14 protein-coding genes are annotated in these 14,674 nt (G+C 62.4%); 5 read left to right on the forward strand and 9 right to left on the reverse strand.

Features of this window, described 5'->3' with window-relative positions:
• A partial coding sequence (locus SYN60AY4M2_RS11415; protein WP_143597325.1) for a zinc ribbon domain-containing protein occupies positions 1 to 283 on the forward strand: 283 nt, incomplete at its 5' end.
• Positions 284 to 337: 54 nt separating this feature from the next.
• Here SYN60AY4M2_RS11415 and SYN60AY4M2_RS11420 read toward each other — a convergent pair.
• The 4 genes from SYN60AY4M2_RS11420 to trpE form a co-directional block, all read right to left on the reverse strand.
• Positions 338 to 793, reverse strand: coding sequence for a hypothetical protein (locus SYN60AY4M2_RS11420; protein ID WP_011430954.1), 456 nt, complete (start codon positions 791 to 793; stop codon positions 338 to 340).
• 156 nt (positions 794 to 949) lie between these two features.
• Entirely contained in the window at positions 950 to 2,014 is a 1,065-nt protein-coding gene (gene chlG, locus SYN60AY4M2_RS11425; RefSeq protein WP_071813560.1) for a chlorophyll synthase ChlG, read from the reverse strand.
• 83 nt (positions 2,015 to 2,097) lie between these two features.
• Positions 2,098 to 2,904 (reverse strand): phytanoyl-CoA dioxygenase family protein, encoded by an 807-nt coding sequence (locus SYN60AY4M2_RS11430; RefSeq protein ID WP_099812963.1) that lies wholly within the window; start codon positions 2,902 to 2,904, stop codon positions 2,098 to 2,100.
• A 6-nt stretch (positions 2,905 to 2,910) separates the two neighbouring features.
• Positions 2,911 to 4,407, reverse strand: coding sequence for an anthranilate synthase component I (gene trpE, locus SYN60AY4M2_RS11435; RefSeq protein ID WP_011430950.1), 1,497 nt, complete (start codon positions 4,405 to 4,407; stop codon positions 2,911 to 2,913).
• Between the two features lie 104 nt (positions 4,408 to 4,511).
• Between trpE and SYN60AY4M2_RS11440 the strand changes: the two genes are divergently transcribed.
• The gene (locus SYN60AY4M2_RS11440) at positions 4,512 to 5,087 is read left to right on the forward strand and encodes an NUDIX hydrolase (RefSeq protein ID WP_011430949.1); all 576 of its coding nucleotides are present in this window, start codon (positions 4,512 to 4,514) and stop codon (positions 5,085 to 5,087) included.
• Positions 5,088 to 5,172: 85 nt separating this feature from the next.
• Here the strand turns inward: SYN60AY4M2_RS11440 and SYN60AY4M2_RS11445 are convergent, their stop codons facing one another.
• A complete protein-coding gene (locus SYN60AY4M2_RS11445; RefSeq protein ID WP_011430947.1) occupies positions 5,173 to 6,219 on the reverse strand; it encodes a glucokinase in 1,047 nt (348 codons plus the stop codon).
• Between the two features lie 138 nt (positions 6,220 to 6,357).
• Here SYN60AY4M2_RS11445 and SYN60AY4M2_RS11450 point away from each other — a divergent pair, with 138 nt between their 5' ends.
• The gene (locus SYN60AY4M2_RS11450) at positions 6,358 to 7,104 is read left to right on the forward strand and encodes a DUF3120 domain-containing protein (protein WP_099812964.1); all 747 of its coding nucleotides are present in this window, start codon (positions 6,358 to 6,360) and stop codon (positions 7,102 to 7,104) included.
• A gap of 188 nt (positions 7,105 to 7,292) precedes the next feature.
• Here SYN60AY4M2_RS11450 and SYN60AY4M2_RS11455 read toward each other — a convergent pair whose 3' ends face one another.
• From SYN60AY4M2_RS11455 to glgP, 4 genes are all read right to left on the reverse strand, one after another.
• Entirely contained in the window at positions 7,293 to 7,934 is a 642-nt protein-coding gene (locus tag SYN60AY4M2_RS11455; RefSeq protein ID WP_099812966.1) for a hypothetical protein, read from the reverse strand.
• 45 nt (positions 7,935 to 7,979) lie between these two features.
• Entirely contained in the window at positions 7,980 to 8,504 is a 525-nt protein-coding gene (gene ilvN, locus SYN60AY4M2_RS11460; RefSeq protein WP_011430944.1) for an acetolactate synthase small subunit, read from the reverse strand.
• Between the two features lie 117 nt (positions 8,505 to 8,621).
• On the reverse strand, positions 8,622 to 9,683 hold the full coding sequence (locus tag SYN60AY4M2_RS11465) for a tetratricopeptide repeat protein (protein ID WP_011430942.1): 1,062 nt from the start codon (positions 9,681 to 9,683) through the stop codon (positions 8,622 to 8,624).
• Positions 9,684 to 9,844: 161 nt separating this feature from the next.
• The gene (gene glgP, locus SYN60AY4M2_RS11470; RefSeq protein WP_099812968.1) at positions 9,845 to 12,445 is read right to left on the reverse strand and encodes an alpha-glucan family phosphorylase; all 2,601 of its coding nucleotides are present in this window, start codon (positions 12,443 to 12,445) and stop codon (positions 9,845 to 9,847) included.
• Positions 12,446 to 12,634: 189 nt separating this feature from the next.
• Between glgP and mnmE the strand changes: the two genes are divergently transcribed.
• Both mnmE and dps read left to right on the forward strand, forming a co-directional pair.
• Positions 12,635 to 14,014 carry a tRNA uridine-5-carboxymethylaminomethyl(34) synthesis GTPase MnmE gene (gene mnmE / locus SYN60AY4M2_RS11475; protein WP_099812969.1) on the forward strand — a complete coding sequence of 460 codons (1,380 nt, stop codon included), beginning with the start codon at positions 12,635 to 12,637 and terminating at the stop codon, positions 14,012 to 14,014.
• 118 nt (positions 14,015 to 14,132) lie between these two features.
• Complete coding sequence (gene dps / locus SYN60AY4M2_RS11480) at positions 14,133 to 14,633, forward strand: DNA starvation/stationary phase protection protein Dps (RefSeq protein WP_011430939.1); 501 nt, start codon at positions 14,133 to 14,135, stop codon at positions 14,631 to 14,633.
• Positions 14,634 to 14,674 lie beyond the last annotated feature (41 nt).

Raw genomic sequence — 14,674 nt, forward strand, 5'->3', positions numbered from 1 at the left:
AGTATCGGAAGCGTACACCAGCAAAACCTGTACCAAGTGCGGGCACATCCACACCAAGTTGGGTGGCGCAAAGGTGTTTAGATGCCCAAAGTGCAACCATAGGCTACCACGAGATTGGCAAGGCGCTCTGGGTGTTATGCTCAGGGCTTTGCGGGATACCGCCTTTCTGTTCGGACTCCGTCCGAGTAGCGCGGTCGCGTCAGCGTCGCGTAGTGACAACGGAAACGGACAGAATGCTATCGCTTCACCGCTGAGCAGTAATGCTCAGCAGTGTTCAGCGTAAATGTATCAGCTGCTCCTGAGGGATCCCCTTAGACAGGGGGCCGCTTCCCGTCTGTCAGTTGAGGATGATGCGCAAGCCACTGCCGGAGGGCTGCACCGGCTCGGAGTTGGGCAGAATCCGCAGGCCGCTGCCGGAAGGCTGGATCACAGGGTTGTCAGTATTGACGAAGAAGGTGTTGGAGCGGCCATCCCGCTCGTAGACCACCACGTCGTTGGGGTTGAACTGGGAACGGCAGATGATGGGAGAGTTGTCGGCAGCGGTGGCGGCGCTGCAGCGGTAGCCAGGGGCAGAGACCACTTGGCCCTCTGCATCGAGGGAAAAAGGAACTCCCCCAGGCGGGATCGGAGCCAAGAGCGGCTGGTCGGGGTTGAGGATGACCGAGCCACCGGTGCTGGGTTCGACCAGGATCCCGCGCCCGTCGATGACGATCCGCTGGGCTTGTGCAGGGACGACCGCCCCCAAGAGCAGAGCCAGGCTCAGGCTGAGTTGGAGGGGAATAGACAGCTTCATCGGATATCTCCTTTGGCCCAGGGCCATCCCACTTTTTGGGATCCATCGGCCATCCCCGATGGGATCCTGACTTGATCTTGGCCCAGGCAGAGGGAGCACCCCAGGGCGGAAGCCGTCACCTCGGTTGCCAGGATGGGCACTTTGGCCTCGGCTCGACTACCCCAGCCCCAAGCGGCCCAGCGCCAGCCCCACCACCAGCATGCCCAACACCAGAAAAGGCTGAGCGCTGGCCTGGTATTTGACGTCGTTGTTGAGGGGATCCCGCAGCAGGTACATGTCTTGGAAGGTGATCTGCGGGATAATCAGCAGCACCAAAATTGCGGCGTAGAGCTTTAGGCCAGCTCCCAGCAAAAACGAGGCCATGCCGAACTGAAACAGGTCGATCATCAGCGCCGCGATCCAGGCCGCCCCCATCGCCCCAAACATCACCGGCAAGGAGGCGAGGCCAAATTGTCTATCCCCCTCCATGCTTTTGAAATCGTTGACCACGGCGATCCCCAGGCCGGCCAAGCTGTAGATCAGGGTCAGAATGCAGATTGTCCAGTTCAGCTCGCCAAAGAGGGCATGTCCCGTCCACCAGGGCAGGGCGATGTAGCTGGCCCCCAGGGCGTAGTTCCCCAGCCAGCCGTTGCGCTTTAGTTTCAGGGGCGGCGCCGAGTAGATGTAGGCAATTAGGGCTCCCGCCAGGGCAATGCAGGTGATCACCGGAAAGTCGTGGCCGGTGTACCAATCCAGGGCATAGGCCAACGCCAGCCCCAGGATCAGCAGCACCCAGATTTGGATGACCACCCGCCGCAGGGAGATGGCCCCGGAAGGGATGGGGCGATAGGGCTCGTTGATGGCGTCGATGTCGCGGTCGTAGTATTCGTTCAGGGTCTGGGTGTAGCCCGTCATCAAGGGGCCGGCCAGGATCATGCCCACCAAGATGAGGGCCACGTTTTCCCAAGTCCAGGTGAAGTGGCCGGAGGAGGCCGCTCCCGGAATCAGGCCCCACACCAGCGGGATCCAGGTCACGGGCTTCATCAGTTGCAGGTGGACTTGCCAAACGGAGCGAGACTCCACCTCTGCCCCTTTCATGCCCAAGAGTTGGCGGACACGCCGGGCGGCGGATCCCTTGTCGGCTTCAGGAGCCGGGGCGGTTTCTGCGCCAGGACCCACAGCAGGGGCCATTTCGTCTGCCGTCGGCGCCCAAGATGGCTCTTGAGAGGTGCTTTCGCTCATGGTGGGGTGCGCAATCAAACTTCAACAACGGGGATACCCACCCCCATTCTGAGGCATCTTCCCACATTCCTCAAAACTTTCCTCTACACAATCTGCGCTGCCACGAATAGGGAGTGGTGCTGGGCCGGGATCCGCTCTTTCTCGGCTGCCGGGATCACCAGGGGGGGCTGTCGGGTATAGTTGACGGGATCCCGGAACCAAGGTCGGCTGTAAGTGTTGTAGAGGAGGGGCCGGGGAGCAGCAGAACGATTGGCCCGGCCCAGGTGAATCAAGCGGTAGTCGAACAGCAGGCAGGATCCCTTGGCCAGCGGCGGATCGACAAAGGGCATCTGCCGGGCCAGCTCGGTGTAGTGGGCCTCGAAAACAGCGTGGCTGCCAGGCCAGAGGCGGGTCATGCCGTTCTCTTCGTTGACCTCCACCAGCGGGATAAGCAAATTCAGGGCATAGCAGGGGACGATGGCATCTAGAATTGCGTCGCCGAAGAGGTGGGAGAGATCCCGGTGAACCTGTTGGTCGGCGGATCCCGGCAGAGAAACTACCACCCCCAGCCCGCTCAGGATCAGGCTTGATCCCAAGATTCGCTGCAAGATAGGCAGGATTAAGGGATGGGCATAGAGCAGGGGATCGTTAAAGGGCCCCTCCAGGCGCACCGTCACCATCACTCGTCGATTGCCCACCAACAGGGCGTCGGGGTGGTTTTCGTGGGTGCAGTAGCGGCTGTAGGTGGTCAGAAAGCTACTGTGTAGCTTGTCGATGAGCGCCGTGGGGAAGATCTCCGGCAGCACCAGGTAGCCCTCGGTGGAAAACAGGTGAAACGCCTGCTCTACGGTCTCTGGATCCGGCTGCCGGCGCTCCCGCTCGGCATGGCTAAAGTGCACCTGGGCTAACACGAGCCTTTACTCCTTCTGCAAGCTGGCCACTGCCATGAGCATGCCCCGCGCTTTGTTCAGGCATTCTTGGTACTCCCGCTCCGGATCCGAGTCGGCCACGATGCCCGCCCCGGCTTGGATGCTCACCTGGTCCCCCTGAACCAGCAGGGTGCGGATGGTGATGGCGGTGTTCAGTTGGCCGGCAAAGTCGTAGTAGCCATAGGCGCCGGCGTAGGGGCCGCGGCGACACCCTTCCAGCTCGTGGATAATCTGCATGGCGCGGATCTTGGGAGCGCCAGTAACCGTGCCGGCAGGAAAGGTGGCCCGCAGCAGATCCCAGGCGCTGTAGCGGGGATCCAACTGCCCCACCACATTGCTGACGATGTGCATCACGTGGCTGTAGCGCTCGATCTGCATCAGGTCGTCCACCTGCACGGATCCCAGGCGGCAGACCCGCCCCAGGTCGTTGCGGGCCAAGTCCACCAGCATCACATGCTCTGCCCGCTCCTTGGGATCCGCCAACAGCTCCTGCTCCAACTGGCGGTCTTGGGCGGGGGTGGCGCCGCGGGGGCGGGTGCCGGCGATGGGACGCACGGTGGCGATGCGCTCTTCCCCTATCCGAGTGAGCTTGACCATCACTTCTGGGCTGGAGCCGACAAGGCAGAGATCGCCAAACTGGAAAAACGCCATGTAGGGGGAGGGGTTAATCAGCCGCAGGGAGCGGTAGAGCCGGAAAGGATCTCCAGCAAAAGGGGTGGTGAAGCGCTGCGAGAGCACCACCTGAAAGATCTCGCCAGCCCGGATGTAGGCTTTGGCCTGCTCCACCGCCTGGCAGTAGGCGGCGCGGCTGAGGGTGCTGGGGGGAATGGCATCGGGCAGTTGCGGCTTCCAGTCGAGGCTGAGGTGGGCAAGAGAAAGGGGGGCGCTGAGCTGTTGCACCAACTGTTCCACCCGCCGGCAGGCTTGGGCGTAGGCCTGCTCCGCCGGCTGCTGGCGTGTGTCGGCAAAGGCCACCACCCAGATCTTGCGCTTGACCTGGTCGAAGATCAGGATGCTGTCCACCTGCATGAGGATAGCGTCGGGGGGATCCCCCGGCTGCAGGGGGTGAATGGGCACCTTGGGCTCGATCCAGCGAATCAGCTCATAGCCCCAGTAGCCAAAGAGCCCGCCGATGCTGCTGGGCAACTCCGGCAGGTGCACCGGCTCATAGGGCTGCAGGCAGCGGGCCAAAACGGCAAAGGGATCCCCTTGGTGCTGCTCTCGATGCCCATCGCGGTGGATCTGCAAGGCCTGATCCCCGCGCACCTGCAAAACCCACAAAGGGTCGCAGCCGAGGAAGCTGTAGCGGGCCACCTGTTCCCCTCCCTCCACCGATTCCAGCAGAAAGTTGTAGGGCCGCCCGGCACAGACCCGGTACCAGGCAGAGACAGGCGTTTCCAAGTCCGCCACCCATTCTTGGTAGACCGGGATGAAATTGCCCTGTTGGCTGAGGGCGAGGAACTCCTTCAGAGAAGGGGAGATCATGGCCTGCACCTTCGCTTGCCCCTCTGACTTTACCTTAAGGGGGGAGCTCCAACAGCACCGCCACCGATTAAGCTGAGGGGGGCCTTTCTCTGAGCAACCTTGCCATGCACACCCCATCGCAGATCCTTCGCGAGCGCCTGCGCTTTCAAGGCCACAAGTACACCTTTGTCAGCCAGCGCTTGCGCTTTCCCAACGGCACCGAAGGGGAGCGGGAGTACCTCCTCCACCCCGGCGGCGTGGTGGCCGTGCCGGTCACTGCCGAAGGCAAGTTCGTCTGCATTCGCCAATATCGCTTTGCCGTCGCCGCCTACCTCTACGAGTTTCCCGCCGGTACCGTCGAGCCAGGGGAACATCCTGATGAAACCATTCGCCGCGAGCTGGAAGAAGAAACCGGCCTGCGCGCCCACCGCTGGGATCCCCTCGGCCAATTTTATCTGTGCCCCGGCTATTCCAGCGAGATCATGTACGCCTACCTGGCGCGGGATCTGGAAGTGCTGGATGCTCCACCGGCCAAGGATGAAGATGAAGACATTGCGGTGGTGGAGCTTTCGCCTGCCGAACTGACAGAAATGGCCCGTTTTGGCCTGGATTTCGACAGCAAATCCATCACCTGCTTTTGGCGGGCCCAGTTGTTTTTGGCAGCGGAAAATGCGGCCTTTGCGAGCAGGAACAAGCCCTAGGCATGGCCATCCTGCGCCTTGCCCAGCCCCCCTCTCCCCCTGGGAGAAGGGAGCGGGGGATCCCTGCCGCCAACAGGCTTAACCTCTACAGCAAAGTGGCGGCATAGTGGGCAGCCCCTATCAAGCCCACCTGGGCGTTCACCACCACCTGCACTGACAGTTGCTCCAGCAGAGTGCGCATCCGTCCCTTATCCAAAAAGGAGGGCAAAAACTCTCCCTCCCGCAACAGGCGCAGGAGCTTGGGCGCGATCCCGCCGGCGATGAACAGGCCCCCACGGGGCAGCAGGTGCAGGGCAAAATTGCCGACAGCGGCCCCATACAAGCTGGTAAACAGCCGCAAACACTCCACCGCCAAGGGATCCCGTCCCTCCAGGGCGGCATTGGCAATTTGGGCGGCTGGGTCGACGGGGCTGGCTCCCCTTTCCCAGGCGGCAATTTGGGCCAGCAACTGCTCCTCTCCCTGGCCCCAGCGGCTATCCCGCAGAAATTGATAGATGGCCACGATCCCCTGCCCCGAGACCACCCGCTCGGTGGAGACGCGCCCATGTCGTTGTTGCAGATACCGCAGCAGCTCCCATTCCAAAGGGGTCCGTGGAGAAAAATCCACATGCCCCCCCTCGCTGGCATGAACCTGGTAGCCGCCTTCTCCCCAGGTGAGGTAGGCCTGCCCCAGCCCTGTGCCCGCCCCGATGACGCCGATGGGCGCCTGGGGCTGCCGCTCTCCTGTCTGCAGCGTTTCCAGATCCTGATCTCGCAGGGCCAGCACCCCATAGCCTACGGCGCTGAAGTCGTTGATCAACGCTAGGCGGGGGATCCCCAGCTCCGCCGCCAACTGGCTTGAGTGCAGGCTCCAGGGCAGGTTGGTGATTTTGGCCCTCTGTCCCCCGGCTCCTGGACTGCTTTTTTCTTCCACTACGGGGCCGGCCACAGCAAAGCAGGCGGCAACCGGTTGGGGATCTCGCCCCAGCTCCTGCCGTGCCTGGGCCAGAAACTCCAGCACCACCGGGGTGAGGTTGGGATAGCTCTGGCTGGCGTAGCGGCAGTGGTAGAGGCTGTGATCGGGATCTTGGGCATTGAAGAGGCTGAGGCTGGTCTTGGTGCCCCCGATATCTCCCGCCAACAGCAACTCCATAGTGTTTTCCGGGCAGCGCGTTATTCTCACCCTGACATTTTCGGCAGTACCCTGGCAACGCCGGCCCCTCTCGGCCGGGGCGGGAAAGGGCAGGGAAGATGCTATGTTAACTGATGTAAAAGTTTCTAAGATTGCGTTTTGTTTCCTACCTCTTGTTCGCCGCCTCTCCAAGAAGAGCCTTCCCTGGCCTCCCAGGGCCCAGTCGGACGGGAGATTCCCCGTTCTTCTCTGCGAAGGCGGTTTCCCTCTCACCACGCCATCGGGGGAGCGGCGGCTGTGCTGGTGTGCCTACCCGTTTTTGTGGCAGCGCCCCTGGTGCGCTATAGCCCTTGGCTGAGCTTGGCGATGACTCTAGGCTGGCTGGGCCTTAGCTGGCGGCTCTACTCGCGGCCCCGCACCCGCATCTGGGGGGATCTGCTCTACGGCTTCACGCTGACTTGGCTGGCAGGATCCTTCTACTGGGGCTGGCTGCGCTGGGAGCCCCTCTGGCACATGCCGGTGGAAGCTCTGGGGATCCCGATGGTCTGGTGGGGGGCACGGCAACGCTTTGCCCGCATCGGCACCTGGTTCTATCTCGGCTCCTTGTGGGGCACAGCGGTTACAGATCTTTACATTTACTCGGTGGGGCTGTTGCCGGAGTGGCGGCAGGCGATGCGGTTTGACCGGCTGGATCAGGCAACCGTCCCGTTTATGGCTGCGCTCGACAAAATGGCCGCCCCTTGGGGGGTAGCTTGGGGCATCGGCTTAAGCCTTCTGCTCCTTGGGGTTGGCCTGTGGGTCATTCAGGGATCCCGTCGCTTGCACCACTGGGCCTTTGCCGGAGCAGTGCTGAATACCCTGTTGGTGGATGGGCTCTTTCTGTGGGGGGCGGCCTTGCTTCGCTGAGCCAACCACCTCTGCGGTGCTGACCCAGAAAATGGCGGCGCAAGGGACAACATTGAGGCCTGCAGAGGAGCCTGCCTACCGTTGTTTGGAGTTTCTACGTAGCGCTTTGTTGTGGCCAGGTAGCCGCGAAGGATCTCTTCCTCCCCAGGGAAGGTAGCTGACTTCTCCGGTGGGAGCAGTCCTCCAGCCTAGGAAAGAGTTCTCTGGCTTACCCCTGGGCGAAAGCCAGCTATAGGGGCGGGGAGAGCGTCAAGGTCAGTCGGGTGTCGGTACGCCTGTTCGGCAGGAGGCAGCTCCGGCAGCGGTGCCGGCTGGGGGAAAAAGTCGATGACCTCCCAGCTCTTGGCATCGGGAGAGGAATGGGCCAGTAGCCACCGTTCGGGCAGGGTTTTGGGCTGCGCTCCCCCAGGGGAAGGGGAACTTTGCGCCTTCTGGTGGGCCAGGGTGAGCTGGAAGGGATCCCCCTTGCGGCGGTAGGGGCGGCGGGATCCCGGTGGCTTGACAATTACGGTATAGGTGCCGCTGAGGTGGTGGCCTTCCAGTTTCTCTCCTGAGGCCAACAGCAGGGGTTCACGGCGATCCTGACGAATTTGGACATCCTGCACTTCCAAACGGCCTGCTAAGCGGTCGCTGCCCACCAGCGAGGCAACCGGCTCAGCCGGGTGGGAGATCTGGTAGGCCAGAGCCTGCTGCACAACCGACTTGGGAGGTCGGGGGCCACAGCCCCCCAGTAACCCCAACAGCCCAATGGCCAGGAGGCTCATCAGGCAACGCAGGCTATTGCGCAGGGCCTGCCCCCTATGGCGCCGGCTTCTCTCCGGTTTTGCCATGGCCTCCTCCCTAAGCAATCTCTGTTGGCATCGTGGCCAAGCCCCTCAGACGACTGCCACGGTGGGGTGCTGCTTCAAGTACTCGGTATTGACTCCCGACTCGCGGGTGAGAGCTACCAGGCCGGTGCGGGCAATCTCCCGAATGCCGAAGCTGGTTAACATCTTGATGATGGCCACCATTTTGCCCGGATCCCCTGTCACTTCCAAAGTTAAAGACTCTTCCGCCACATCCACAATCCGGGCACGGAACATCTGCGCCACGTCCATGATGGCCGAGCGAGTTTCGATGCTGGCGTTGACCTTGACGAGCATCAGCTCCCGTTCTACACAGGGGACATGGGTAATGTCGGTTACTTTCAGCACGTCGATCAGCTTGTAGAGCTGCTTGGTCATCTGCTCCACATCGTGCTCATCCCCCTGCACCACCATGGTGATGCGGGAGATGCCAGGCCGCTCGGTGGGGCCAACGGTGAGGCTGTCGATGTTGAAGCCCCGGCGGGCAAACATGCCGGCGATGCGGGTTAAGACCCCGGGCTGATCCTGCACAAGAGCGCTGAGGGTGTGTTTCACGGCAGCCACAGAAGGAGGTGGGAAAAATCCAACTGCAGATCAGGGGAATTGAGATGGCGATAAGCAAATTTTACGCCAGTTTCGCGGCAATGTTCTGAGGGGATCCCTTCGACCTCGCTAGCCAAAGGCTCCGGGATCTCCGTCCAAATCCTGGAGCTGCCGCAAAGATCGATGCGCCTGTTCCTGCAAAACTAGGTTGTGGTGTTGGCGGCTGACCTGCAAAGCGGCTTGCCAACTGGAAATAGCCGTTGCCCTATCTCCCATATTTCCGTAAGCCAGCCCCCGACCGTACAAGCCGTACTCGTCGGTGGGATCCCCGAGGTTGCCGTCGGCTTCCAAGCGAAAGGCCTGGTCGTAATCGTCGAGGGCAGCTTTGATCTCCCCCAGCTCGTAGAGAAGATTGCCCCTGATGTAGAGAACGTGGGGTTGGCAGGGTTCTGCCTCGAGGCTGCGGCTGAGGTCGGCAATGGCCTCGTCATAGCAATCGGCCCAAGCATAGGCAACGCCCCGCCCATAGTGGTGGGCCGGACAGGGATCCCAGCGGATGGCCTGGGACCAATCGGCCACAGCCGCCTCCCATTCTCCCAGGTAGCCGTACACCGTAGCGCGGCAGGCATAGGCAGGCGCCGAGGTGGGATCCCGACAAATGGCCTCGTCCAGGTGAGCTAGAGCTGAAGGCAGGGATCCCTGTTGCCTGAGCAGGTTGGCCAAGCGGAGGTGGTGGGGGGCGCTGGGATGCCGGCGTACTACCTCGGCAAGCTCGGCTATTGCCCCCTGCAAATCCCCCTGCAACTGAAGAAGGAGGCCGCGGTAGAGATAGGACTCTGGCCGGCGCGGGGCCAACCGGGTGGCTTGGTCGAAGTCCGCCAGCGCCTGGGGAAGTTGGCCGAGTTCGAGGTAAACCTGGCCGCGCAGAAGGTGGGCGTTGGTCAGACAGGGATCCTGCTGCAGCGCCAGGTTGAGCTGCTCGACAGCCCCTATCAGATCCCGGTTCAGCCACCGTTCGCGACCCCGGTTGTAAGCCAAGATGGCGGGGCGGGTGAAGGCTGAAATGGCTGCCGCACTGGCCAGACCCATCACTGCCGAGAGGCGATCCTGCCGCCAACTGGCCAAGCCCCCCAACAGCAGGGCAGCCGCGAGCAACAGGCGCAAACCGGCCGAGTCGTGGGCTTTGAGCATGGCATCAACCCGGAGCTGGTTTCTCTGATTCTGCCTGATTGGGCAGCGAGAAACACCCATCCGCACGAATTTGGGGAGTCTCTCTTGTTCAGGCTGGATCCGCATAGGAAGGGGATCCCTGCTGTTCCCCTTCCTTCTCCCTTTTGGGTGGAACGGACATTCTAGGCCCAGAGCATCAGCCGCAGCTCATAGGGATCGTGCATGTCAGGATGAAAGGGCAGCAGGCGGATGGCCAGCCCCTGCAAGCCGCTGGCCTCGTAGCGAATCTGGCCGGAGAAGATGGCCCGATCCTCCACCGTCTCCACGTAGCGCAGGGGGGTTGCTTGGCCGTTCCGGATCTGGCCGTTGTCGTCCACCGGCCCCTGGTAGGCCTGGACGATGACATCCTGGGGTTGCAGGGATCCCAGCCGCACCTCAACGGTCACCGTGAGGGGATCGCGGGCCATCACCACTTGGTCGTTTTGCGCCGAGGGGAGGCCGGCGGCGGAAGCTTTCTTGGGGGGTTCGACCTGGACATTGACAACCCGAATGTTGTACCAGTTCTCCTGCAGATGGCTGCGCCAGCGGGTAAACTGGCGAGCCGACTCGAAGTTATCGCGGCGCATGCGGTCGAAGTAGTTGCTGAGGGGAATGTAGGCCCGCTCGGCATACTCCAGTACCATGCGCTGGGTGCTAAAGCGGGGGCAGTTGAGCTGAATGGCCTGCTTCATGCGCCGAATCCAGGCGTGGGGCAGGCCATCGCTACCGCGCTGGTAAAACAGAGGGGCAACCTCCTGTTCCAGCAGGTCGTAGAGGGCGTTGGACTCCACCTCGTCTTGGTAGGCGCGATCCTCGTATTCCTCGCCGCGGCCAATGGGCCAGCCAGTCTGGTAGTAATCTGCCTCATCCCACCAGCCGTCCAAGATGCTCAGGTGCAGTCCGCCGTTAGCCGCTGCCTTCATGCCGCTAGTACCGCTGGCCTCGCGGGGGCGCAGGGGGGTGTTCAGCCACACGTCCACCCCGGCCACCATTAAGCTAGCGATGTACATGTCATAGTCTTCGATAAACACCAGCCGCTGGCGGAACTCTGGCTGGCGCGACACTTGCACAATTTGCCGGATCAGCTCCTTGCCGGGGTTGTCGCGGGGGTGGGCTTTGCCGGCAAAGATAAACTGCATCGGGTAGCGGGGATGGTTGAGCAAGGCTTTGAGCCGTTCCAGGTTGTGAAACAAGAGGGTGGCCCGCTTGTAGGTGGCAAAGCGGCGGGCAAAGCCAATGGTGAGCACTTCCGGGTTGAGGGCTTCAGAGGCCCACTGAATTTCCACCGCTGAGGCCGCCCGCTTTTGCAGTTGCTCCACCAGGCGCTCGCGAACGAAGTTGATCAGGCGCGAGCGGCTGCGCTCGTGGGCCCGCCACAGCTCCCCATCCGGGATCCGATCCACTTTCTGCCACAGGGGATCCGAGGGGGGAGCCTCCGCCCAATCCGGCCCCAGGTAGCGGTCGTAGAGAGCTTGGTTTTCCTCCCCCACCCAGGTGCGGACATGCACGCCATTGGTGATGGAGGTAATCGGCACCTCCTCTTGCGGGATCCCAGGCCAGAGGGGGCCAAACATCTTGCGGGCGACCGCCCCATGGAGCTTGCTGACGCCGTTAACAAACGAGGCCATGTTGATGGCCAGCACCGCCATGCTGAAAGGGGACTGGAAGTCGCCTGGATTTTCTCGACCCAGGGCCAAAAAGTGCTCCCGACTTAGGCCCATCTGGCGGTAGTAGGAGCCCAGGTAGTAGTCGATTTTGTCTGGCGGGAACAGGTCGATCCCGGCAGGTACCGGCGTGTGGGTGGTAAACATCTGGCTGGACTTGGCCACCTGCCAGGCTTCTTCAAAGCTCAACCCCTGCTCCACCATCAACAGGCGGATGCGCTCCACCGCCAAAAAAGCCGAGTGCCCCTCGTTCATGTGGTAGACGGTGGGATGGATGCCGAGGGCGCGCAAAGCCCGCACGCCGCCGATCCCCAACATGATCTCCTGGTGGATGCGCACATCCTGGTCGCCGCCGTACAGCTCATCGGTGATGTCCTGGTCGTACTGGCTGTTGGGCTCGATGTTGGTGTCCAGCAGGTAGAGGGGCACCCGCCCCACCATCGCCTTCCAAATGCGGGCAAACACCTTGCGTTTGGGGTAGTCCACCTCGATGCGAATCTCGCGGCCCTCCGCATCTCTTTGCAGCTCCAGGGGCATATTGAAAAAATCGTTAACGGGATAGCGCTCCTGCTGCCAGCCGTCGGGGTTGAGGTACTGGCGAAAATACCCCTTCTGGTAGAGCAGGCCCACCCCCACCAGCGGCAGGCCCAGGTCGCTGGCCGCCTTGAGGTGATCCCCGGCCAAGACCCCCAGGCCTCCTGAGTAGAGGGGCAAACAATCTGCCAGACCAAACTCGGCTGAAAAATAGGCGTAGCACTCCCCTTCCACCGCTTGGGCCGAGCGATACTTGCGATACCAGGTGTCTTCCTGCAGGTAGCTCTGGAGCTGTTGGCTGGCCCGCTCCAGGTGGGCCAAAAAACCAGGATCCTCCGCCAGCTCGTCCAGCCGCTCCTGCCGAATCTGCCCCAACAAAGCCACCGGATTGTGGCCACAGGCATCCCACAGATCTGGATCCATGCGCCGAAACAGGCTGCGGGTTTCCACGTTCCAACTAAAATGCAGGTTATAGGCCAACAAGCGCAGACTTTCCAGAGCAGCCGGCAGGTAGGGAGTGACCTTGAACGTGCGTAACGGCTTCATAAGTATCCGGGACGAGCGTGAGTTGCCACTGTCAGGCTACCCCGGCCTTCACCGGGTCGCACGGCTTTTTATAGCTTTTTCCGACTTCGGGGAGGCGCGCCAATAGGCGCAAGAGACCTCTGCAGGGGATCGGGGAAAGCCGATGGGGAATCCAACAGTTGCGACAATTCAAGCCGGGCTTTGTCGAGGATGGATCTGACTGCGCCCTTGGCCGATACCATTGCTGCCATTGCCACGGCAGTGGTGCCCGAACAGGGCAGCATTGGCATTGTACGCCTCTCCGGTTCGCGGGCTTTGGCCATTGCCCAGGCTATCTTTACTCCCGCCCGCCGCAACGCAGTCTGGGAAAGCCATCGCCTCCTCTACGGCTGGATCCACGACGAGAAGGGCCGGCGGTTGGACGAGGCCCTGGCCGTCTGGATGCAGGCTCCCCGCTCCTACACCCGCGAGGACGTAGTGGAGCTGCACTGCCACGGCGGCATCATGGTGGTTCAGGCCACGCTGCAGCAGTGCCTGCGCCAGGGGGCACGGCTGGCGCAGCCGGGGGAGTTCAGCCTGCGCGCTTTCTTGAACGGCCGCATCGACCTCACCCAGGCCGAAAGCGTGGCCGATCTGGTGGCGGCCCGCTCCCCGCAGGCGGCCCAAATGGCCCTGGCGGGGCTGCAGGGCAAGTTGGGGCAGTCCATCCGCGCCCTGCGCCAGGAGCTGCTGGGTTTATTGGCCGAGATCGAAGCCCGCCTCGACTTTGAAGAGGATCTGCCCCCCCTGGACGTCCCCGCTTGGCAGGCCCGGCTGCAAGCCATCCAGGCCCAGATGCAGGCCCTGCTGGCCACCGCCGAGCGGGGGCAATTGCTGCGCACCGGGGTCAAGGTGGCCATCGTCGGGCGGCCCAATGTGGGCAAGTCCAGCCTGCTCAACGCCTGGTCAGGCCAGGATCGCGCCATCGTCACCGACCTGCCCGGCACCACCCGCGACGTGGTGGAATCCCAGTTGGTGGTCAGAGGGATCCCCGTCCAGCTTTTGGATACCGCCGGCATTCGCGCCACCGACGATCCGGTGGAACGGCTAGGGGTGGAGCGCTCCCAACGGCTGGCTCAAGCTGCCGATGTGCTGGTGCTGGTCATCGACGCCCAGGCCGGCTGGACGGATGCCGACGCCGCCATCTACGCGTCCATCCGCCACCGCCCCCTCATCCTGGTGATCAACAAAACCGACCTCGCCCCCGCCGACAAGATCCGCCTCCCGCCCGAGATCGCCTACCGCGTCCCCGCCGTCGCCGCCCAAGGCCAAGGGATCCCGGAGCTGGAAGAGGCCTTGGAGCAGCTTGTGACTCAGGGGCGGCCCCAGCCCAACCTGGAGGTGAGCCTCAACCAACGCCAGGCCGCCGCCCTCCGCCAGGCCCAAGCCAGCCTGGAACAAGTCGTTCAGGCTATGCAGGCGCAGCTCCCCCTCGATTTTTGGACCATCGACCTGCGCGGCGCCCTGCACGCCCTTGGCCAAATCACCGGCGAGGAGATCTCCGAAGCGGTGCTGGATCAGATCTTCAGCCGCTTCTGCATCGGCAAGTAAGCACTTGCTAACTCATACTCATTCCGAGTTTGTGTTAGTATGGACTCAGTCGGGAATCAGCAGGCCCCAGAGCCGAGGCGGATCCCAGATAATGGAAACACAACTTAGGAGGTTGGCTATGGTTACCGCCGCAAAAACCCGTCTCTACCCCACCCAGATCGACTTGCCGGCGGAGGCCCGCGCGCAACTGGTGGAGCTGCTCAACCAGTCCTTGGCGGACACGCTGGATTTGAAAACTCAGGTGAAGCAGGCCCACTGGAACGTCAAAGGCATGAACTTCATCGCCCTGCACGAGATGTTCGACACCTTTGCCGGCACTCTGGAGAACTACGTGGACATGCTGGCGGAGCGGGTTACAGCTTTGGGGGGCATTGCCCGCGGCACGGCCCGCATCGTCGCCCAAACCTCAGCCTTGCCGGAGTACGACCTGACGGCTGAAGACGGCCGGGCTCACCTGCAGGCTTTGGCGGCCCGCTACGGCCAGTATGCCGCTTCGGTGCGCCGCAACATCGACCGCAGTACCGAACTGGGGGACGCCGATACCGCCGACCTGTTTACCGAGATCTCGCGCCAGATCGACAAAGATCTTTGGTTGATCGAGGCTCACCTGCAGGCGTAACGCTGGCAAGGCAAATCTGAAGAGGCAAGCGGGATAGGCAA

Source organism: Synechococcus sp. 60AY4M2, assembly GCF_002760375.1.
In the GTDB taxonomy this organism is placed as follows: Bacteria; Cyanobacteriota; Cyanobacteriia; order Thermostichales; family Thermostichaceae; genus Thermostichus.

Bases quoted from the DNA above. Each gene is read 5' to 3' on its own strand.
- SYN60AY4M2_RS11420 (WP_011430954.1), bottom strand. From the start codon at position 793: ATGAAGCTGTCTATTCCCCTCCAACTCAGCCTGAGCCTGGCTCTGCTC.
- chlG (WP_071813560.1), bottom strand. From the start codon at position 2,014: ATGAGCGAAAGCACCTCTCAAGAGCCATCTTGGGCGCCGACGGCAGAC.
- trpE (WP_011430950.1), bottom strand. From the start codon at position 4,407: ATGATCTCCCCTTCTCTGAAGGAGTTCCTCGCCCTCAGCCAACAGGGC.
- SYN60AY4M2_RS11440 (WP_011430949.1), top strand. From the start codon at position 4,512: ATGCACACCCCATCGCAGATCCTTCGCGAGCGCCTGCGCTTTCAAGGC.
- SYN60AY4M2_RS11445 (WP_011430947.1), bottom strand. From the start codon at position 6,219: ATGGAGTTGCTGTTGGCGGGAGATATCGGGGGCACCAAGACCAGCCTC.
- SYN60AY4M2_RS11455 (WP_099812966.1), bottom strand. From the start codon at position 7,934: ATGGCAAAACCGGAGAGAAGCCGGCGCCATAGGGGGCAGGCCCTGCGC.
- SYN60AY4M2_RS11465 (WP_011430942.1), bottom strand. From the start codon at position 9,683: ATGCTCAAAGCCCACGACTCGGCCGGTTTGCGCCTGTTGCTCGCGGCT.
- glgP (WP_099812968.1), bottom strand. From the start codon at position 12,445: ATGAAGCCGTTACGCACGTTCAAGGTCACTCCCTACCTGCCGGCTGCT.
- mnmE (WP_099812969.1), top strand. From the start codon at position 12,635: ATGGATCTGACTGCGCCCTTGGCCGATACCATTGCTGCCATTGCCACG.
- dps (WP_011430939.1), top strand. From the start codon at position 14,133: ATGGTTACCGCCGCAAAAACCCGTCTCTACCCCACCCAGATCGACTTG.